Origin of the sequence: Pseudomonas sp. XK-1, assembly GCF_038069885.1 — a bacterium.
Classification (GTDB): domain Bacteria; phylum Pseudomonadota; class Gammaproteobacteria; order Pseudomonadales; family Pseudomonadaceae; genus Aquipseudomonas.
Map to the genome: position 1 here is coordinate 225,971 of NZ_JBBPES010000006.1, position 19,974 is coordinate 245,944.

Consider the following 19,974-nt stretch of genomic DNA (forward strand, 5'->3'; position numbering starts at 1 on the left):
CAGGATTTGCCCCTAGACACCATGACTCCGCTGAAATACCTGCAAGGCTACCCCGTCGAACTTCAGGACAAGATCCGTCAGCTGATTGCCGAACAGCGCCTGGGCGATTACCTGGCGCGTTCCTACGGCGGCAAGCATGACATCCAGAGCGACAAGGCCCTGTATGCCTATATCCAGGGCCTCAAGCAGGAGCACCTGCGCAATGCCCCGGCCATCGACAAGGTGCTGTATGACAACCGTCTCGACCTGACCCACCGCGCCCTCGGCCTGCATACGGCGATCTCGCGGGTGCAGGGCGGCAAGCTCAAGGCGAAGAAGGAGATTCGCGTCGCCTCGCTGTTTCGCGAGGCCGCGCCGGAGTTTCTGCAGATGATCGTGGTGCACGAGCTGGCGCATTTGAAAGAGGCCGAACACAACAAGGCCTTCTACAAACTCTGCGAATACATGCTGCCGGGCTACCACCAGCTGGAATTCGACCTGCGCGTCTACCTGACCTGGCGCGAGCTGCCCTAGGGGGCGGTGTCGATCATTCGGCACTTCGTAGGGTGCGCCGTGCGCACCGCCCAGGCTGAAGGTTATTGGTGCACAACGCGCAGACTGCGGGCCCCTGGTGCGCACAGCGCACCCTACGGTGAGGCGCACCGGCAGCCGGTGCGCGGGCGCTTAGTCGCGCAGCAGCAGGTTGAGCTGGTCAACCACCTCGGCCCAGTCCGCGTCCTCGAGAATTTCCTCGCGCAGAAAGTCTGCCTGGGGCTTGTCCCAGAAGGGCGCGTCGGCCAGTTGGCAGCCTTGCGGCAGCGGCGAATGCTGTTTGATAAAGCGATCGATGGCGGCCGGGTCGTCGGTCAGGCCGAGTTGCTTGAACAGTGCGGACAGGCTGTGGGTGGGCGCTTGCATGCTGGTCTCCCTGGATAAGTCGGGGATGATTCCCTGAGCCTTAACTGATAACACCTTTAGTCGACCGACAGAAGCTCGAACAGTTGCACGCCGCTGGCGATCTGCAGGGTTACCTGGTCGCCGCAGCCCTTGCCGAGCAGGGCGCGGCCCAGGGGTGCCAGTGGGCCGATGACCTGCACGCTGTGGCCGTCCTGCTGCAGTTTTATCGCTGCGCCGTCCGGGCCAAGGAACAGGCACTGGCGCTTGTCGTCTTCGTCGGCCAGCCAGACCAGTGCGCCGAGCTGTACGCCCAGGCGCTCGTCGAAGGGGCGCAGGACCAGCTGCTTCCAGGTACTCAGAGTGTGGCGGATGGCCTGCGCGCGGCGGGCCTGGCCGGTGGCCAGGTAGGAGGCCTCCAGGCCCAGGGTGTCGTACTTGTTCTCGGCGATGTTTTCTTCATCGGTGGCCGCCTCGTAGGCGGTCTGGGCCGCCTGCTGCGCCTGGCTCAGGGCGGTTTCGAGATGGGCGATGACCTGATGCAGCAACTGCGCTTTGTTTAGGGTCGGCATGTTCTTGGCTGAGGCTGGGTGAAGGGGCGAGATTAGCGGAAAAGCGCCCCCTCGGGTGGTTACGCGATGCCCGAGTAGGATGGCGTTGAGTGTAGCGATACCCATCGACGGGCATGGCTGCTCTCAGGCCTGCCCATCTTTGCGCAAGTGGGCGGCCAGGGTGCGCAGCGGCCCGAGCTGACGACAGATCAGCGCCAGCTGGGTCTGCACCAGGCGCTGCTGGTCGTCCAGGCTGTCGTCGGGCTGCTCCAGGCGACTGGCCAGCTGCTCTTCCGCATCGCTGTGAATCGCCACCGGGCGTCCTTCGTTCAGGCACTGGGCGATCTCGTCGAGGCTGGCGGCCAGGTGCCCGGCCCCTAGTAGCAGTGGGTTGTCGCTGCCTTCCAGACGGGTTTCGCCGCGGTGCGCGCCGAGCCCGGAGAGATAACTCAGGAGGGTGTGCGACAGCACCAGAAAACGGAAACCGATATCGGCCTCCTTACGGAAGTGCCCGGGCTCCATCAGCATATTGCCCAGGGTGGTCGACAGGGTCGCATCGGCGTTGTGCGCGTTGCGCCGCGCCAGGCGATAGGCCAGGTCGTCGCGTTTGCCGCTGGCGTACTGGGCGATGATCTGCTGCAGGTAGCGGCTGTTGCAGCTCAGGGTATTGGCCAGCAGGCGGTTGAGTCGGCGGCCCTGCCAGTCCGGCAGGATCAGGAATACCGCCAGGCCGGCGATCAGGCTGCCCAGCAGGGTATCCACCAGGCGCGGAATAAACAGGCCGTAACCGTCGCCCACCTGGTTGAAGCAGAACAGCACCAGCAGGGTGATGGCCGCCGTGGCCAGGGTGTAACGGCTGCTGCGCAGGGCGAAGAAGGCCACCCCGGCCACCACCGCGAACAAGGCCTGCACCAGCGGGTTGGGGAACAGGTCGAACAGCGCCCAGCCGAGCAGCAGGCCAAGCACCGTGCCGCTGATCCGTTGCACCAGCTTGAGTCGGGTCGCGCCGTAGTTCGGCTGACAGACGAACAGGGTGGTCAGCAGGATCCAGTAGCCCTGGGTCGGGTGGATCCAGTGCAGCAGGCCGTAGCCGAGGGTCAGGGCGCAGGACAGGCGCAGGGCATGGCGGAACAGCAGTGAGGTCGGCGTCAGTTGCAGGCGCAGCCGCTCCCAGACGTCCTTGAGCGATTGCGGCTCGCGGTCGAGCAGGCTGCTGTCCTGCTCCTCGGCCAGGGCATCGGGGCTGCTGGCGTTGCTCAGCAGCCCATCGAGGCTGCGCAGGTTGCCGGCCAGGGCCGCGAGGGAGCGCAGCAGGTGCCGCCAGGCCGGGTTGCTTTGCACCCGCAGGTGCTCCAGGGAGTCGTGCAGGTCGATGAGGGCCTGGCTGCACAGCGAGCGGTATTCGAACGGCTGGCGCAGTTCGATGGCCTGGGCCAGCCGTTGGCAGGCCTGGCCGTGCAGGCGCAGCAGGCGCTGGCAGCGGAACAGCACATCGCTGTGGAAGAAGGCTTCGGCCAGTTCGTTGTAGGGGTAGTGCGAGGAGCTGGCGCGCTCGTGCAGATCCTGGGCGAGGAAATACAGCTTGAGGTAGCGGCTGACCTTGGGCCCGGGGCGACCATTGCCGACCCGGTGCAGGATCACCTCCTTGCAGGCATTGAGCGCGGCGACGACCCGGCCGTTCTGCCTGGCCAGGGCCAGTCGCCGTTCCTCCACATCCAGCTGGCGCAGCGGCTCGAACAGCGCGGCCTTGAGCTTGAGGTACAGGCCCAGCTCGCGAAACAGCCGGGCCAGGCTGTGCTGCACCGGCTGGTTGGCGAACAGCGCATTCCAGATCACCGACAGCAGGCCGTACCAGGCCGCACCCGCCACCAGCAGCAGGGGTTCCAGCCAGAGTCCGGCACTGCCGCCGCGCTGCTCCACGCCGATCATGCTGTACACCGCCAGGATCAGGGTCGCCGAACCCAGGGTGGCGTAGCGTTCGCCCAAGGCCCCGAGCATGGTCAGGGAAAAGCTGGCCAGGGCCAGGGCACTGACGAACAACCAGGGGTAGGGGAACAGGAACTCCACCGCATAGGCCGCGGCGCTGAAACAGCCCAGGGTGACCAGTAGTGCCACTAGGCGGCCCTGCCAGCTGTCGTCGGTCTCGGCCAGGGCGCTGGCGATAACCCCGAGGAACAGCGGAATCAGGGCATGCATCCAGCCTTGCGCCCAGCACAGCAACAGCGCGCCACTGAGGGCGATAAACACCCGCAGGCTGTAGCTGAACTTGTCCAGGGCCCAGAGGCGGCGCAGGGAGTGGCTGAGGGGGCTGGACGGCATGGGCTGGGGTCTTGTTCAGCGGGAATAGCCAGCAGCCTAACGGACTCCGCGTGGTGGCGGCAGCCCCCGCTGACGCTGTCGGACAAATTTGGTCGCCAGGGGCCATGGTCTATCCTCTTAACAGGTAGCCGGATCGCAGTCTGTGCACGTCGACCATCCCGGCTGCCGGGAGCGCCTCGTGAAACAGGTTCTACGCTGTTGTGCGCTGGTTCTGGCCGGGCTGCTGAGCCCGGGCGCTGGGCTGGCGTCTCCGGCACCGGTGCTGGAGTTGCGGGTCGAGGGAGCCATCGGGCCGGCCAGCGCCGACTATGTGGTGCGTGGCCTGGCCCGTGCCCAGGAGCGGGGCGCGCAGCTGGTAGTGCTGAACATGGACACCCCCGGTGGCCTGGATACCTCCATGCGCGCGATCATCAAGGCGATCCTCGCCAGCCCGGTGCCGGTGGCCAGCTATGTCGCCCCCAGCGGGGCCCGGGCCGCCAGTGCCGGGACCTATATCCTCTATGCCAGTCATATCGCCGCCATGGCTCCGGGTACCAACCTGGGCGCGGCCACCCCGGTGGCCATTGGCATGCCGGGCGCGCCGAGCGGAAAACCCGCCGACGAGGGCAAGAAGCCGCAGGAGGAGGGCAAGCAGGAGAGCCCGGCGGACGCCATGAGTGCCAAGCAGATCAACGATGCCTCGGCCTATATCCGTGGCCTGGCGCAACTGCGCGGCCGCAATGTCGAATGGGCCGAGCAGGCGGTGCGCCAGGCGAGCAGCCTGTCCGCCGAGGAGGCGCTGCAGCGCAAGGTGGTCGACTACCTGGCCAGCGACCTGGCCGACCTGCTGCGTCAGCTGCAGGGCAAGAACTTCCAGGCGGCCAATATGGACGTGCGCCTGGAAACCGTCGGTGCCCCGCTGATCAGCCTCGAGCCGGACTGGCGCACCCGCCTGCTGGCGGTGATCACCAACCCCAGCGTGGCATTGATCCTGATGATGATCGGGGTCTACGGGCTGATCTTCGAATTCTCCAACCCGGGTAGCGGAGTCGGCGGCGTGCTGGGCGGCATCAGCCTGATTCTCGGCCTCTATGCCCTGCAGCTGCTGCCGGTGAACTATGCCGGGGCCGCGCTGATTCTGCTCGGCATCGGCTTTATGGCGGCGGAGGCCTTCCTGCCCAGTTTCGGCATCTTGGGCATCGGCGGGGTGGCGGCCTTCGTCTTCGGCGCGCTGATCCTGATCGACACCGATGTGCCGGGCTTCGGCATTCCCCTGGCGCTGATCATCGGCCTGGCCCTGAGCAGCGTGCTGTTGATCGGGCTGATCGTTGGCATGGCCCTGCGTGCCCGTGGGCGACTGCAGGTCAGTGGCGATCAGCCGCTGCTGGGCAGCCGGACCGCGATCCTGGCGGTGCAGGCGGACGACCCCTGCGGTGGCTGGGTGCTGCTGCAGGGCGAGCGCTGGCAGGTACAGAGCGACACGCCGCTGGTGCCCGGCCAGCAGGTGCAGGTACAGGCGCGCAACGGCGTACGACTGGACGTGACCGCGGCTGATCGGCCGCCGCGGCAAGGAGAGTAATCATGGCTTACGAATTGGGTTTTCTACCGCTGCTGGTCATCCTGATGGCCCTGCTGGTTTCGGCGTTCCGCATCCTGCGCGAGTACGAGCGTGGCGTGGTGTTCCAGCTCGGTCGCTTCTGGAAGGTCAAGGGCCCGGGGCTGATCCTGGTGATCCCCGGCATTCAGCAGATGGTGCGGGTGGATCTGCGCACCATAGTGCTGGACGTGCCGACCCAGGACGTGATTTCCCGCGACAACGTCTCGGTCAAGGTCAATGCGGTGGTCTACTTCCGCGTGCTCGACCCGCAGAAGGCCATTATTCAGGTCGAGGACTACCACAGCGCCACCAGCCAGCTGGCCCAGACCACATTGCGCGCGGTGCTCGGCAAGCATGAGCTGGACGAGATGCTGGCCGAGCGCGAGCGCCTCAATGTCGATATCCAGCAGGTGCTGGACGCGCAGACCGACGCCTGGGGCATCAAGGTGGCCAATGTCGAGATCAAGCATGTCGATCTGGACGAATCGATGATCCGTGCCATCGCCAAGCAGGCCGAGGCCGAACGCGAGCGGCGGGCCAAGGTGATCCATGCCGAGGGCGAGCTGCAGGCCTCGGAAAAACTGATGCAGGCCGCCGAGATGCTCGGCCGCCAGTCCGGGGCCATGCAACTGCGCTATATGCAGACCCTGAGCAATATCGCCGGCGACAAGAGCTCGACCATCGTCTTTCCGCTGCCGATTGAACTGCTGCAGGGCATTGCCGAGGTGAAGAAGTAGGCGGCCAAGTGTTGCATGCGACTAGGGTGCGCCGCGCGCACCGCTGCTGATCACGGACTCGTGGCAATGCTCTATATCTGGGATCAGGGGTTGTGCCAGCGTAACCGGCCCCGCCGGTCTGCTGCGAAACGGCGGCTTTCAGTTGAATTCCCTGAAAGCCGTAGCCAATTCAGGTCGGTTTGCGCCGCAGGTTTTCTAGACTTCCAGATAAATCCGTTTGATGGAGGTGGTTATGCGCATTGGTGTACCCAAGGAAATCAAGAATCACGAATACCGCGTTGGCCTGACCCCGCAATCGGTGGTCGAACTGGCTGCCCTGGGGCATCAGGTCTGGGTCGAGACCCTGGCCGGCGCGGCCATCGGCTTCAGCGACGGCGACTACCAGCAGGCGGGCGCGCAGATCGCCCGGGATGCCGCCGAGGTATTTGCCGAAGCCGAACTGATCGTCAAGGTCAAGGAACCCCTGGCGGTCGAGCGCGCCCGGCTGCGTCCCGAACATTGTCTGTTCACCTACCTGCACCTGGCCCCGGACCGGGCCCAGACCGAGGAGCTAATGGCCAGCGGAGCCCTCTGCATCGCCTATGAGACGGTCACCGATGGTCACGGCCGGCTGCCACTGTTGGCCCCGATGTCCGAGGTGGCCGGGCGCATGTCGATCCAGGCCGGTGCCGGTTGTCTGGAAAAGGCCCGCGGCGGCCGTGGCGTGCTGCTTGGCGGGGTGCCCGGGGTGGCACCGGGCAAGGTGGTGATACTCGGCGGCGGGGTGGTCGGCAGCAATGCCCTGGCCATGGCGGTTGGCCTGGGGGCCGATGTCAGGGTGCTGGACAAGAACGTCGATGCCCTGCGTCGTCTGGATGCCCAGTACGGCAACCGCATCACCACCCTTTATTCGACACGCGCGGCGCTGCGTGAGCAGGTGCTGGCCGCCGATCTGGTGATCGGCGGGGTGCTGATCCCCGGAGCCGCTGCACCCAAGCTGATCAGTGCCGAAATGATCCGGCAGATGCAACCCGGCGCGGTGCTGGTGGACGTGGCGATCGACCAGGGCGGTTGCGCCGAAACCTCGAAAGCCACTACCCATGCCGACCCCACCTATGTGGTCGACGAGGTGGTGCATTACTGCGTGGCCAATATGCCCGGTGCGGTGGCGCGCACCTCGACCCTGGCGCTGAACAACGCCACCCTGCCGTTCGTTATCGCCCTGGCCGGGAAGGGCCCTCGGCGCGCCCTGGAGGAGGACCCGCACCTGCTGGCGGGGCTGAATGTGGCCCGCGGTGCGATCACCTGCGCCAGCGTGGCCGAAGCCCATGGCCTGGCCTATCAGCCTGCGAGTGGGGTGCTGGCGAGTCTCTAGCAAGACGGCGTGCTGCTCGAGTACGCCCTACACGCTGCCCCGCAGGGTGAGCCGCGCGCACCGGTCGCTCTGGGTGGGCTAGGCTGTAGACACCCACAGTCGAGCCGGGAGGCCCCATGCGCAAGTCGTCTATCAGTCGTCGCCAGCTGCTGGTCGGACTCGGCGGCACGACCCTGCTGCTGAGTTCGCCGCTGCTTCTGGCCCAGCGCTTGCTGACCCCGCCGCAGGCCCTGGGGCCCTTCTACCCGGATCAGTTACCGCTGGACCGCGACAACGACCTGTTGCAGGTCGAGGGCCATGCCGAGCTGGCCGAGGGTATTCGTGTGCAGCTGCACGGGCAGATTCTCGATGCCCGTGGCGCGCCGCTCGAGGGCGCGCTGGTGGAGATCTGGCAGGTCGATGCCCGCGGCATCTACCTGCACAGCCGTGGTGGCGACCGGGCGCGGCGTGACAGTAATTTCCAGGGCTATGGTCGCTTCACCACCGGCCGTGATGGCCGTTACCGCTTTCGCACCATTCGCCCGGTGGCCTATCCGGGGCGCACGCCACATATCCACTTCGCCGTGACCCTGCCGGGGCAGCCGCGCTTTGCCACTCAGTGCTATATCCGCGGCGAGCCGCGCAACCAGCGTGACGGCGTGCTCAACGCCATCCGCGAGCCGGCCCTGCGTGAGCTGCTGGTGGTGCCCTTTGTCCCGGTTACGGGGGCGCGTAAGCCCGAGCAGGTGGCGCGTTTCGATATCGTCCTGGGGCTGACACCGGCCTCCTGATAGCGCCCATGGTACTTGCGCCTCAGGCCGACTACGCTGAAGGAACATCCCCCTGCCATGAGGCATCTCCCGTGACTGCAGTCAAGTTTCGCGGGTGGCTCTGTCTGCTGCTGGTTTGCTGCCTGCCCCAGCAGCTCTCGGCCCAGCCCCAGCCTCTGCACCTGTACACCGAAGAGTACCCGCCAATCAATTTCAGCCTGAATGGCCAGCCCACCGGCCTGGCCACCGAGATGGTGCGCGCGATCATGCGCCGCACCGGACAGAATGCGCCGATCAGCCTGGTGCCCTGGGCTCGCGGTTACCAGCTGGCGCTGACCCGGCCCAATACCGGGTTGTTCGTGACCATGCGCACCTCGGAGCGCGAACGGCTGTTCAAATGGGTCGGCCCGCTGACGCGCAATGTCACCGGCTTCTATGCCCTGCGCAGCGCCGGGCTGAGTATCGAGCGCCTGGAGCAGGCCCGCGAGCTTGGCGAGATCGCCGTACCGCGTGACTGGTACAGCCATCAGCGCTTGCAGGCCGAGGGCTTCCGTAACCTGACCCCGGTCACTGGGGCGAGCCAGGTGGTGAGCATGCTCAAGCGTGGCCGGGTCAAGCTGATGGTGCTGGACAACCTCAGCCTCAGCACCTTGCTGGCTCAGGGCGATATCCGTGCCGATGAGGTGCAGTTGCTGTTTACCCTGATGTACAGCGACAGTTATATCGCCTTCTCGATGCAGACCGATGCGGCGCTGATAAGGCGCTGGCAACGCGAGCTGGACGGGATGAAGGCCGACGGCAGCTTTGCCGCCATCTACCGCAAATGGCTACCTGGCGAACCGCTGCCGGACAGCGTCGAGCCCTAGGGTCTGTTGCCGTTTGCTCGGGGTACGGCGGTATCAAACCCCTGAGGTCGCAGCCTTGCCTGGCGCGGCCACTCGTCGCTTGCGGCGTCAGTGGCTAGACGTATTGCGCCGCCGCATAGCCCGAGGCCCAGGCCCACTGGAAGTTGAAGCCGCCCAGATGGCCGGTTACATCCAGCACCTCGCCGACGAAATACAGCCCCGGGGATTTCAGCGATTCCATGGTCTTGGATGACACCTCGCGGGTGTCCACCCCGCCCAGGGTCACCTCGGCGGTGCGGTAGCCCTCGGTGCCGGCCGGCACCAGTTGCCAGTCGGACAGCTGTTCGGCAATCGCCTTGAGCTCGCCGGGCGTGTACTGCTTGATCGGCTTGTTGACGAACCAGCCGTCGGCCAGCAATCCGGCCATCTTCTTGGTAAACAGCTCCGCCAGCAGGGTTTTCAGCTCGCTGTTAGGTCGCTCGCGCTGCTGTTCGGCCAGCCACTCGGGCAGGTCGATATGCGGCAGCAGGTCGATATGCACTGTGTCGCCGGGCTGCCAGAACGAGGAGATCTGCAGGATCGCCGGACCCGACAGGCCGCGGTGGGTGAACAGGATATTCTCGCGGAAGCTCTGGCCGTTGCAGCTGACCAGGCAGTCCTCCACCGAGGTGCCGGACAGCTCGCTGCACAGCGCCTTGAGTTGCGGGTCGGTAATGCTGAACGGCACCAGGCCGGCACGGGTCGGCAGCAGCTGGTGGCCGAACTGCCTGGCCACCTGATAGCCGAAGCCGGTCGCACCCAGGGTCGGGATCGACAGGCCGCCGGTGGCGATCACCAGCGACTCGCAGCGCACCGCGCCGGCGCTGGTCTGCAGCTGGTAGCCGCTGTCCAGTTTGCCGATCTCGCTGACCGAGGTGTCCAGACGCAGCTCGACGCCGGCCTGCGCGCATTCGCTCAGCAGCATTTCGAGGATGTCGCTGGCCTTGTTATCGCAGAACAGCTGGCCGAGCTTTTTCTCGTGATAAGGCACGCCGTGCTTGCCCACCAGGCCGATAAAGTCCCACTGGGTATAACGGGCCAGGGCGGATTTGCAGAAATGCGGGTTTTCCGAGAGAAAATTGCTCGGCTCGCAGTACATATTGGTGAAATTGCAGCGCCCACCGCCGGACATCAGGATCTTCTTGCCGGCCTTGTTGGCGTGATCCAGCAGCAGCACCCGGCGGCCACGCCCGGCGGCGGTCAGTGCACACATCAAACCGGCCGCGCCGGCACCGATAATCACAACCTGCGTCACAAGCACAGCATTTTCCTCTGAACACCACAGGCCGCCGCGGGGGCTGCCAGACAGCGCGCATCTTACCTGAAGGGGCCGGGTGACGGCGTGGCAGGCCGCCAGGCAATTTCGCTGCGAGGCCCGCCACCACTGTCTTGTCGGCCAATAAGCGCGCACACTGCGCCGGTAGCCAATACTAATTCGAACAAAAGGGCCCTACCCGATGACACTTGCACTGACCCCCCTGATTTCCCTGATTGCCGGCATCCTGATCCTGGTCATGCCACGGCTGTTGAACTACATCGTGGCCATCTACCTGATCATGATCGGCCTGGTTGGCATTTTTGGTGGCAACCTCAACCTGACTCTCTAACAGGCTGTTGAAAAACCACCTGCGTTGCCGGTAGGGCATTAGCAACAGAGTCGGACGATAAAACCGCTTTATTGAATGGGTTTGGCCTGGGCGTTCCGCCTGGGTTTTCCACGATTCTGTACCCGTGAACCGCGCGCAACAAAGCCCAACAGGCAGTGGCATGCCGGGTTGGGCTTTGTCGTTTTTAGCGGCCGGTAACCGCTTACTGCCAGCAGTTGCGCCCGCGCCCGGCCTTTTTGGCCTGGTACAGGCGCATGTCGGCCTGGTGCAGGGCGCTTTCCAGATCGTTCGGCGCGCCCTGGAAGATCCCGGCGCTAAAGGACAGCGGCGGTGCGCCCGTGGCGTATTTCAGGCCGGCACACTGGCTGCGCAGCTGATCCAGGGTGGCGCTCAGGGCGGCATCGTCCTGCTGGCTGAGCAGGGCGAACTCCTCGCCGCCCAGGCGGCCGAGCAGGGCGTCGGGAAAGGCCGCGGAGAAGGCCCGGGCGAAGGCGATCAGCGCCGCGTCGCCGCTGCCGTGGCCGTGCTCGTCGTTGATCCGCTTGAAGTGATCCAGGTCGATCATCGCCACGCTGAGGTCGCGCCCACCGCTTCTGGCCTGAGCGAACAGCTGCTGGCCGTGTTCGTAGAAGGCGCGGCGGTTGTTCAATCCGGTGAGGGCATCGAACTGCGCGGCCTGGCGCAGGGCCAGCAGCAGGTCGCGGCGCTCCAGGGTCGACATCACCCGGCAGTTGAGTTCTTCCGGGCAGAAGGGCTTGCGCAGGAAATCGTCGGCACCGTGCTTGATAAACATGGCGCTGAGCGAGCCCTTGGTGTCAGCCGAGAGGCCGAGAATGATCAGCTCGTGGCGCTTCATCTTCTGCCGCAGCAGCTTGACCAGCTCGAAGCCGCTCATGCCCGGCATACTGTGGTCCACCAGCAGCAGGTCGATATCCGGCTGCTCCTTGAGAATGCGCAGGGCCTCGTCACCGTCGCAGGCGTCGATGATCTGGTAGCGGTGCGGGGTCAGCACGTTGCGGATGTAATGGCGGGTGGCTTCGCTGTCCTCGGCGATGAGGATCTTCACCTGGCTGTTGTTTTCCAGGCGGTGCAGCAGGCGGAAGGCGTATTCGTAGGAGTGCTGGCTTTCCTTGAGCACATAGTCGACCACGCCCTTGAGCAGCATCTGGTCGCGGCGCTGTTCGTTGTAGCTGCCGCTCAGCACGATGCAGGGCAGGTGATAGCTCATGACCAGGTCGACGATCTCGCCGTCGGGTGCGTCCGGCAGATTGAGGTCGACGATGGCGGCGAAGAACAGCCCGGCCGAGGTCTCCAGCATCACCCGGGCTTCGTCCAGGCTGGCGCAGAAGATCGGCTGCAGGCCGCTTTCCTTGCGGAACAGGTGCTCGAGGATCTTCAGCACAAGGGGGCTGTCTTCGACCACCAGAATATTGCGCACGGGCTGCTCCTCTATGCGGGCCGCGCTGGGGGCGGCCGTCCCGTCTGAACTATAGGGTACGAATGCGCAGCGAACGGCCCTTGACCTTGCCTTCACTGAGGCACTTGAGCGCCTGCATGGCCACGCTGCGCTCAACGGCTACATAGGCCTGAAAGTCGAAGATGGCGATCTTGCCGACCTGCGCGCCGGTGATGCCGGCCTCGCCAGTCAGGGCACCGAGGATATCGCCGGGGCGCAGTTTGTCCTTACGCCCGGCCCCGATGCACAGGGTGATCATCGGCGGCTGCAACGGCGCGCCGCCCTTGGCCTTGAGGCTGCTCAGCGGATGCCAGTTGAGCGGAGCCCTTTGCAGGGTTTCGATGGCCTGGGCGCGATGGCCTTCGGCCGGGGCCACCAGGCTCATGGCCAGGCCTTTTTCGCCGGCACGACCGGTACGGCCGACGCGGTGAATATGGATTTCCGAATCCCGCGCCAGTTCGACGTTGATCACCATGTCCAGGGCGTCGATGTCCAGGCCGCGGGCGGCCACATCGGTGGCCACCAGCACCGACAGGCTGCGGTTGGCGAACATCGCCAGCACCTGATCACGGTCGCGTTGTTCCAGGTCACCGTTCAGCGCGGCGGCCGAGATGCCTTTGGCGGTCAGGTGGTCGACCACTTCCTGGCATTGTTGCTTGGTAAAGCAGAAGGCCACGCAGGACTGCGGGCGGTAGCAGTTGAGCAGCTTGACCACCGCGTCCATGCGCTCTTCCGGGGCGATCTCGTAGAAGCGCTGCTCGATCTGCGTATCGTCGTGCATGGCCTCGGCTTTGACCTGCTGCGGGTCGCGCATAAAGCTGGCGCTGAGCTGCTTGATCCCGGCCGGGTAGGTGGCGGAGAACAGCAGGGTCTGCCGGCGGCTTGGGGTCTGGCCGATGATCTCGGCGATGCTGTCGTAGAAGCCCATGTCGAGCATGCGGTCGGCTTCGTCGAGCACCAGGGTGTTGAGGCCGTCGAGCTTCAGGGTGCCCTTGCTCAGGTGCTGCTGGATGCGCCCCGGGGTGCCGACGATGATCTGCGCGCCGTGTTCCAGCGAGCCGATCTGCGGGCCGAAGGGCACGCCGCCACACAGGGTAAGAATCTTGATGTTGTCAGCCGAGCGGGCCAGACGGCGCAGCTCCTTGGCCACCTGGTCAGCCAGTTCGCGGGTCGGGCAGATGACCAGCGCCTGGCAGCCGAAGTAACGCGGATTGAGCGGATTGAGCAGGCCGATACCGAAGGCCGCGGTCTTGCCGCTGCCGGTCTTGGCCTGGGCGATCAGGTCCATGCCCTTGAGCATCACCGGCAGGCTCTGGGCCTGGATCGGGGTCATCTCCGTGTAGCCGAGGGACTCGAGATTGGCCAGCATGGCGGCGGAAAGCGGCAGAGAGGAGAACGCGGTGTTGGTCACGGTACAGGCCTGATAAGCAAAATGGCGCGCAGTGTAGCAGGCGCGCGGCCCATACAGGCGTTACTGCGACCGGGGGCTGGCCAGTTGCCCTGGGGGCGCATGGCACCCCCGCTGTTTATCCACCTAGCCCGCGCGTTGCGCCGTGCCGCGGACCGGCGCGCCGCCGGCCACGTAGTAGGGCGCGGTGCTGCGCGGCAGGGGCGCACGGCCGCGGATTTTGTCGGCGATCTTCTCGGCCATCATTATGGTTGGCGCGTTCAGGTTGCCGGTGGTGATCAGCGGCATGATCGACGCGTCGACCACCCGCAGCCCCTGCATACCATGGACCCGGCCCTGGCCATCGACCACCGCCATGTCGTCCTCGCCCATCTTGCACGAGCAGGAGGGGTGGAAGGCGGTTTCCGCATGCTCGCGAATAAAGTTGTCCAGCTCGGCGTCACTCTGCACCTCCTTGCCCGGGCTGAGTTCGCGGCCGCGGAACGGATCGAGGGCCGACTGCGCCATGATCTCGCGGGTGATGCGGATACCGTCGCGGAATTCCTGCCAGTCCTGGGCATGGCTCATATAGTTGAACAGGATGCTCGGGTGCTGGCGTGGGTCCTTCGATTTGACCTGGACGCGGCCGCGGCTGGGCGAACGCATGGAGCCCATATGTGCCTGGAAGCCGTGTTCCTTGACCGCGTTGCTGCCGTTGTAATTGATCGCCACCGGCAGGAAGTGGTACTGGATATTCGGCCATTCGAACTCGGCGCGGGTGCGGATAAAGCCGCCGGCCTCGAACTGGTTGCTGGCCCCCAGGCCCTTGCCGCGAAACAGCCAGTTGGCCCCGATGGCCGGCTGGTTCCACCATTGCAGGGCCGGGTAGAGCGACACCGGCTGCTTGCAGGCGTACTGCAGGTACAGCTCCAGGTGGTCCTGCAGGTTCTGGCCGACGCCGGGCAGTTCGTGCACCAGGGGGATGTCCAGCTCGCGCAGCAGGGCGGCCGGACCAACGCCGGAGCGCTGGAGGATCTGCGGCGAGGCGATCGCGCCGCTGCACAGCAGCACTTCGCGGCGGGCGTTGACGATCACCGGGGTGTCGTCCTCGCCCTGCAGGTAGGCCACGCCGATGGCGCGCTTGCCGCTGAACAGGATGCGGTCGGTGAGGGCGTGGGTGACGATGGTCAGGTTCGGTCGGCCACGGGCCTGGTCGAGGTAGCCGCGGGCGGTGCTGGAGCGCCGACCCTGGGGCGTGACGGTGCGGTCCATGGGGCCGAAGCCTTCCTGTTGGTAACCGTTGAGGTCATCGGTGCGCGGATAACCGGCCTGCACGCCGGCCTCGACCATGGCGTGGAACAGCGGGTTATTGCCGTTCTTCGGCGTGGTGACCGACACCGGGCCCTCGCCGCCGTGGTAGGCATTGGCCCCGATGTCGCGGGTCTCTGCCTTTCTGAAATAGGGCAGGCAGTCCAGATAGCTCCAGTCTTCCAGGCCCTTTTCCTTGGCCCAGCCGTCGTAGTCCATGGCGTTGCCGCGGATATAGCACATGCCGTTGATCAGCGACGAGCCGCCCAGGCCCTTGCCACGCCCGCATTCCATGCGGCGGTTGTTCATATGGGGCTCGGGGTCGGTCTCGTAGGCCCAGTTGTAGCGCCGGCCCTGCAGCGGGTAGGCCAGGGCGGCGGGCATCTGGGTGCGAAAATCGAGGCGGTAGTCCGGGCCGCCGGCTTCCAGCAGCAGCACGCTGACGCCTTCGTCCTCGGTCAGGCGGGTGGCCAGCACGTTACCGGCCGAGCCGGCACCGATGATGATGTAATCGAATTCTTGGGGCATAAAAGCTCCTGTAGCCCGGAGGCAATCCGGGAAAAACGCGGTGACTGTTCCCGGATTGCATCCGGGCTACGGGGCGGCAGATTTTGTAGGAGCGGGCCATGCCCGCGATAGCGTTTCGCGGGCATGGCCCGCTCCTACGTACGTCGAGGCTCAGAAACCCGAGGTGTAACCGCCCAGTTCGACCTGTACCGACTTGATACGGGTGTAATGCGCCAGGGTGGTCAGGCCGTTTTCGCGGCCGACGCCGGATTGCTTGTAGCCGCCCACCGGCATTTCCGCCGGCGATTCACCCCAGGTGTTGATCCAGCAGATGCCGGCTTCCAGCTGGTGGATGACCCGGTGCGCGCGAGCCAGGTCGCGGGTCACCACGCCAGCCGCCAGGCCGTAGTCGGTGTCGTTGGCGCGGCGGATCACTTCCTCTTCGCTGTCGTAGACCAGGATGCTCATCACCGGGCCGAAGATCTCTTCGCGAACGATGGTCATCTGATCCGTGCAGTCGGTGAATACGGTCGGGGCGACATAGGCACCCTTGGCGTACGTGCCCTCGGTCACGCGCTGGCCGCCGATCAGCAGGCGTGCACCTTCCGTGCGGCCCTTGTCGATATAGCCGAGCACGCTGTCCATATGGGCGAAGCTGGTTAGCGGACCGAAGTTGGTGGCCTCGTCCTCGGGGTTGCCCAGGCGGATGCGCTTGACCCGCTCCAGCACCTTGGTCTCGAAGCGCGCCTGCAGCATGCGCGGGATAAAGACCCGGGTGCCGTTGGTGCAGACCTGGCCCGAGCTGTAGAAGTTGGCCATCACCGCGATATCGGCGGCGCGGTCGAGGTCGGCGTCTTCGAAGATGATCAGCGGCGACTTGCCGCCCAGCTCCATGGTCACTTCCTTGAGGCTGGAGCTGGAGGCGCTGGCCATGACCTTCTTGCCGGTGGTGGTGCCGCCGGTAAAGGAGATCTTCTCGATGCCCGGATGCTCGGTCAGCCAATGGCCGACCTCACGGCCGCTGCCGGTGAGCACGTTGAACACGCCATCGGGCAGGCCGGCCTCGGTGTAGATCTCGGCCAGCTTCAAGGTGGTCAGCGAGGTGACTTCGCTGGGCTTGAAGATCATCGCGTTGCCGGCGGCCAGGGCCGGGGCGGACTTCCACAGGGCGATCTGGATCGGATAATTCCACGCGCCGATACCGGCGACCACGCCCAGGGGCTCGCGGCGGGTGTAGACGAAGCTGGTGTCGCGCAGCGGGATCTGCTCGCCTTCGATGGCCGGGATCAGGCCGGCGTAGTACTCCAGCACGTCGGCCCCGGTGACGATATCGACATAGCGGGTCTCCGACAGCGGCTTGCCGGTGTCGAGGGTTTCCAGCGCGGCCAGCTCATCGTTGCGCTCACGCAGGATGTCGACCGCCTTGCGCAGGATGCGCGAGCGCTGCATGGCGGTCATCGCTGCCCAGACCTTCTGCCCGGCGGCGGCGCTGCTCACGGCCAGTTCGACATCGGCCTGGCTGGCGCGCTGCAGGGTGGCCAGGACTTCGCCGTTGGCCGGATTGATCGACTCGAAGGTGCCGCTGCTGCTGGCTGCCACATAGCGGCCGCCAATATAGAGCTTCTGTTCGCCGAATCGGGCCATGGAGAGTTCCTCGTCTGTGATGGTCGACGCGAGCCGCTTGGCGCGGGTCGTCGGTGGAGGCAATTATAGACGCCAGGCTAAATTATCTTAGTTGAACGTTCAATCAATAAAAACGACAGGGCGCAGCCAAACACGACATCGACTGCATCTCAGCGAGGTGAAAGGTTGAGCCGGCGAATGCCTTTTCTGGCAGATCAGCGGTGGAAAGGAGTCATGAGGGCACAGGCTGCGTGCCTCTCCTAGGGTGCGCCGTGCGCACCGGGCATTCGACTGGGTAACGGGCTAACCAAGGCGTTCGGTGGTGGACAAGCCCCGCGTTGTCCACCCTGGGAGGTCAGCCCGCCTTGGCCAACTGCAGGTCGAGGTATTCGTAGGCGATCTGCAGGGCCTGACGGGTGTCGAAGCCTTCCCCGGACAGCGCCCCGCGCAGCCACAGGCCGTCGATCAGTGCGGCCAGGCCACGGGCGGCGGTACGCGCCTGTTCCTGCGGCAACACTCGGTGGAGCTGCCCGCACAGGTTGGAATACAGGCGATGGTCGTTGACCCGCTGCAGGCGGCGCAGCGTCGGCTGGTGCATGCTGGTTGCCCAGAAGGCCAGCCAGGTCTTCATCGCCGGGCCGCTGACCTGGCTGTCGTCGAAGTTGCCTTCGATAATCGCCCGCAGATGGGCCCGCGGATTGTCATCCGTGAGGGCAGCGCGACGTTGCCGTACCGCGTCGCTGAGGGCCTGCATCAGATGACGCATGGTGGCGTCGAGCAGGCCGTTCTTGTCCTTGAAATAGTGGCTGATGATGCCGTTGGACACCCCGGCAATCCGCGCGATATAGGCGATGCTGGCATCGCCCATGCCAACCTGGTCGACCGCTTCGAGGGTGGCCGCGATCAATTGTGAGCGGCGGATCGGTTGCATTCCGACCTTGGGCATCTGCTTCTCCGTCGATTAGGGGTAACCCCTGGGTGGGCGCAGTCTAGGCCGATCTTTATTGATCGATCAAACAAACATGGCCTGGTACTCACCACCAGCCGTTGTCGCCCAGCACCTTGTTCTTGTAGAAATCGAGGTTGGCGCGCACCGCGAAGACCGCGCTGACGCCATAGCCGAGGGCGTTGGCGATCCGGCTGTAGCCGAAATAGTCGAGACCCATGCCCAGCCCTATCACCACCACGGCGCAGGCCAGAAACAGGCTCAGGCCCTTCTTCCACATGCCTTTGATGGCGTAGTAGATCGGCCCGAAAAAGAACCCGTAGACGTTGAAACCTGAGGCTTTGCGCCGTTCCTTGGGCTCCAGCTGCTTGAGCTTGTCGAGCTTGACCCCGCCGGCATGGTGGATGGCCTTGAAGCGTGCCTTCCAGGTGTCGGAGACGTCCAGGGCGTCGATCGCCTCGTCGCTGACGTCTTCTTCCAGGGTGCCGATGGCGGCGTTGGGCGTGGCATAGGGGTTGTGTGGGGGCATGCGGGTAACTTCCATGTAGTTAAAGTCGGGCGGGTCCGTGGAGCGACGCTATCCACTTTCTCCCCGGCTGTCCATGCGACGCCCCGGGATCTTCACCGAGTCTCCATGTTCGCTCCATAAAGCCACCACCTGCGCCGCCCAGACTCTGCCTACCTAAACCGTAGCGGAGAGTTGCCTGATGAATCGCATTCTGGGTTTCAAGCTGGGTGCTATCGCCCTGCTGATTGTGTTGTTGCTGGTGCCGCTGTCGATGATCGGCGGGCTGGTGAGCGAGCGGCAGTATCAGCGCGCCGAGGTGCTGCAGGACATCGCGCGCAGTTCCAGTTACCGCCAGCAGCTCACCGGACCGATCCTGGTGCTGCCCTACACCAAGGTGTGGAACCAGTGGAAAACCCACGCCAAGACCGGTGAGCGTTACCTGGAAGAGCAGAAGAGTCGCGGCCGTCTGTACTTTCTGCCGGAGCGTTTTGTGCTCAACGGCCAGGTCGCCACAGAGGAGCGGTCGCGCGGTATCTACAAGGCGCTGCTGTACCGCAGCGATAACCAGATCAGTGGCGCATTCAAGTTGCCGGCGCGCCTGGGGCTGGGCGAAGAGCTGGGTCTGTACCGGTTCGAGCGGCCCTTTCTCTCGGTCGGTATCAGCGATATCCGCGGCATCAGCAATGACCTGCAGCTGCGCTTCAACGGCATGAACCTGAGCTTTGCCCCCGGCAGCGCCGAGGAGCGCTTCGGTGCAGGCGTGCATGCACCGCTGCCGGCGCTGGATACCCAGGGCGGGCAAAGCCTGGAGTTCGCCTTCGACCTCAAACTGCAGGGCACCGAGCAGCTCAGCATCACCCCGGTGGGCCGCGACAGCCGGGTCGAGCTGAGCTCCGGCTGGCCGCACCCGAGCTTTGTCGGCGAATACCTGCCGAGCAGCCGTGAGGTCACGGCCAAGGGCTTCAAGGCGCAGTGGCAGACCAGCTTCTTCGCCACCAACCTGGAGGAGGCGCTGGCCGCTTGCGTGGCTGGGGACAGCTGCAATGCGCTGACGGCGCGCAACTTCGGCGTGAGCTTTGTCGACCCGGTGGACCAGTACCTGAAAACCGAGCGGGCGATCAAATATGCCCTGCTGTTTATCGGCCTGACCTTCGCCGTATTCTTCCTCTTCGAAGTGCTCAAGCGCATGGCCGTGCACCCGGTGCAGTACGCCCTGGTGGGCATGTCGCTGGCGCTGTTCTACCTGTTGCTGCTGTCGCTGTCCGAGCACCTGAGCTTTGCCCTGGCCTACGCCATAGCGGCGACCGCCTGCGTGCTGCTGATCGGTTTCTACGTCAGTTACGTGCTGCACAGCGCCCTGCGCGGCGCGGCCTTCGCCACCTTGCTGGCGCTGCTCTACGCGATGTTGTTCGGCCTGCTCGGGGCCGAGGACTACGCCCTGCTGATGGGCTCGGTGCTGGTGTTCGGGGTGCTCGCCGGGGTGATGGTGCTGACCCGCAAACTCGACTGGTACGGCGTCGGCCGTCTGCCGCTGGCCAACCCGGCCAGCGCCCTTTGACGGACAGCGGCGCAGGCTCGGCCTGCGCCGC

The 19,974-nt window shown here is 65.2% G+C and carries 18 protein-coding genes; 8 read left to right on the forward strand and 10 right to left on the reverse strand.

Annotated features, from left to right (window positions below; genetic code table 11):
- The first annotated feature begins 21 nt into the window (after nucleotides 1-21).
- Nucleotides 22-513 carry a M48 family metallopeptidase gene (locus WMW70_RS17160; protein ID WP_341438673.1) on the forward strand — a complete coding sequence of 164 codons (492 nt, stop codon included), beginning with the start codon at nucleotides 22-24 and terminating at the stop codon, nucleotides 511-513.
- Nucleotides 514-663: 150 nt separating this feature from the next.
- Here the strand turns inward: WMW70_RS17160 and WMW70_RS17165 are convergent, their stop codons facing one another.
- From WMW70_RS17165 to yccS, 3 genes are all read right to left on the reverse strand, one after another.
- Nucleotides 664-897 carry a DUF2789 domain-containing protein gene (locus tag WMW70_RS17165; RefSeq protein ID WP_341438674.1) on the reverse strand — a complete coding sequence of 78 codons (234 nt, stop codon included), beginning with the start codon at nucleotides 895-897 and terminating at the stop codon, nucleotides 664-666.
- A 56-nt stretch (nucleotides 898-953) separates the two neighbouring features.
- Nucleotides 954-1,445, reverse strand: coding sequence for a GreA/GreB family elongation factor (locus tag WMW70_RS17170; protein ID WP_341438675.1), 492 nt, complete (start codon nucleotides 1,443-1,445; stop codon nucleotides 954-956).
- A gap of 123 nt (nucleotides 1,446-1,568) precedes the next feature.
- Nucleotides 1,569-3,743 (reverse strand): YccS family putative transporter, encoded by a 2,175-nt coding sequence (gene yccS / locus WMW70_RS17175; protein WP_341438676.1) that lies wholly within the window; start codon nucleotides 3,741-3,743, stop codon nucleotides 1,569-1,571.
- Between the two features lie 178 nt (nucleotides 3,744-3,921).
- Here yccS and WMW70_RS17180 point away from each other — a divergent pair, with 178 nt between their 5' ends.
- From WMW70_RS17180 to WMW70_RS17200, 5 genes are all read left to right on the forward strand, one after another.
- The gene (locus WMW70_RS17180) at nucleotides 3,922-5,301 is read left to right on the forward strand and encodes an NfeD family protein (RefSeq protein WP_445942156.1); all 1,380 of its coding nucleotides are present in this window, start codon (nucleotides 3,922-3,924) and stop codon (nucleotides 5,299-5,301) included.
- 2 nt (nucleotides 5,302-5,303) lie between these two features.
- On the forward strand, nucleotides 5,304-6,056 hold the full coding sequence (locus WMW70_RS17185) for a slipin family protein (protein WP_341438677.1): 753 nt from the start codon (nucleotides 5,304-5,306) through the stop codon (nucleotides 6,054-6,056).
- 232 nt (nucleotides 6,057-6,288) lie between these two features.
- Complete coding sequence (gene ald, locus WMW70_RS17190; protein WP_341438678.1) at nucleotides 6,289-7,410, forward strand: alanine dehydrogenase; 1,122 nt, start codon at nucleotides 6,289-6,291, stop codon at nucleotides 7,408-7,410.
- A gap of 116 nt (nucleotides 7,411-7,526) precedes the next feature.
- Entirely contained in the window at nucleotides 7,527-8,180 is a 654-nt protein-coding gene (locus tag WMW70_RS17195) for a protocatechuate 3,4-dioxygenase (RefSeq protein WP_341438679.1), read from the forward strand.
- A 71-nt stretch (nucleotides 8,181-8,251) separates the two neighbouring features.
- Complete coding sequence (locus WMW70_RS17200) at nucleotides 8,252-9,025, forward strand: substrate-binding periplasmic protein (RefSeq protein WP_341438680.1); 774 nt, start codon at nucleotides 8,252-8,254, stop codon at nucleotides 9,023-9,025.
- Between the two features lie 94 nt (nucleotides 9,026-9,119).
- On the opposite strand, the gene WMW70_RS17205 is transcribed toward WMW70_RS17200, so the two are convergent.
- Nucleotides 9,120-10,304: an NAD(P)/FAD-dependent oxidoreductase gene (locus WMW70_RS17205; protein ID WP_341438681.1), complete on the reverse strand. Its 1,185-nt coding sequence runs from the start codon at nucleotides 10,302-10,304 to the stop codon at nucleotides 9,120-9,122.
- A gap of 196 nt (nucleotides 10,305-10,500) precedes the next feature.
- Here WMW70_RS17205 and WMW70_RS17210 point away from each other — a divergent pair, with 196 nt between their 5' ends.
- Nucleotides 10,501-10,650 carry a DUF3096 domain-containing protein gene (locus tag WMW70_RS17210; RefSeq protein ID WP_325503544.1) on the forward strand — a complete coding sequence of 50 codons (150 nt, stop codon included), beginning with the start codon at nucleotides 10,501-10,503 and terminating at the stop codon, nucleotides 10,648-10,650.
- Nucleotides 10,651-10,852: 202 nt separating this feature from the next.
- Here WMW70_RS17210 and WMW70_RS17215 read toward each other — a convergent pair whose 3' ends face one another.
- The 6 genes from WMW70_RS17215 to WMW70_RS17240 form a co-directional block, all read right to left on the reverse strand.
- Nucleotides 10,853-12,088, reverse strand: coding sequence for a diguanylate cyclase domain-containing protein (locus WMW70_RS17215; protein WP_341438682.1), 1,236 nt, complete (start codon nucleotides 12,086-12,088; stop codon nucleotides 10,853-10,855).
- A gap of 49 nt (nucleotides 12,089-12,137) precedes the next feature.
- On the reverse strand, nucleotides 12,138-13,517 hold the full coding sequence (gene dbpA, locus WMW70_RS17220) for an ATP-dependent RNA helicase DbpA (RefSeq protein ID WP_341438683.1): 1,380 nt from the start codon (nucleotides 13,515-13,517) through the stop codon (nucleotides 12,138-12,140).
- Nucleotides 13,518-13,640: 123 nt separating this feature from the next.
- The gene (gene betA, locus WMW70_RS17225) at nucleotides 13,641-15,329 is read right to left on the reverse strand and encodes a choline dehydrogenase (protein ID WP_341438684.1); all 1,689 of its coding nucleotides are present in this window, start codon (nucleotides 15,327-15,329) and stop codon (nucleotides 13,641-13,643) included.
- Nucleotides 15,330-15,479: 150 nt separating this feature from the next.
- Nucleotides 15,480-16,952 (reverse strand): betaine-aldehyde dehydrogenase, encoded by a 1,473-nt coding sequence (gene betB / locus WMW70_RS17230; protein WP_341438685.1) that lies wholly within the window; start codon nucleotides 16,950-16,952, stop codon nucleotides 15,480-15,482.
- A gap of 334 nt (nucleotides 16,953-17,286) precedes the next feature.
- Nucleotides 17,287-17,877 (reverse strand): transcriptional regulator BetI, encoded by a 591-nt coding sequence (betI, locus tag WMW70_RS17235; protein WP_341438686.1) that lies wholly within the window; start codon nucleotides 17,875-17,877, stop codon nucleotides 17,287-17,289.
- An 88-nt stretch (nucleotides 17,878-17,965) separates the two neighbouring features.
- Nucleotides 17,966-18,406 (reverse strand): DUF2628 domain-containing protein, encoded by a 441-nt coding sequence (locus tag WMW70_RS17240; RefSeq protein WP_341438687.1) that lies wholly within the window; start codon nucleotides 18,404-18,406, stop codon nucleotides 17,966-17,968.
- A 178-nt stretch (nucleotides 18,407-18,584) separates the two neighbouring features.
- Between WMW70_RS17240 and creD the strand changes: the two genes are divergently transcribed.
- On the forward strand, nucleotides 18,585-19,943 hold the full coding sequence (gene creD / locus WMW70_RS17245; RefSeq protein WP_341438688.1) for a cell envelope integrity protein CreD: 1,359 nt from the start codon (nucleotides 18,585-18,587) through the stop codon (nucleotides 19,941-19,943).
- Nucleotides 19,944-19,974: the final 31 nt, after the last annotated feature.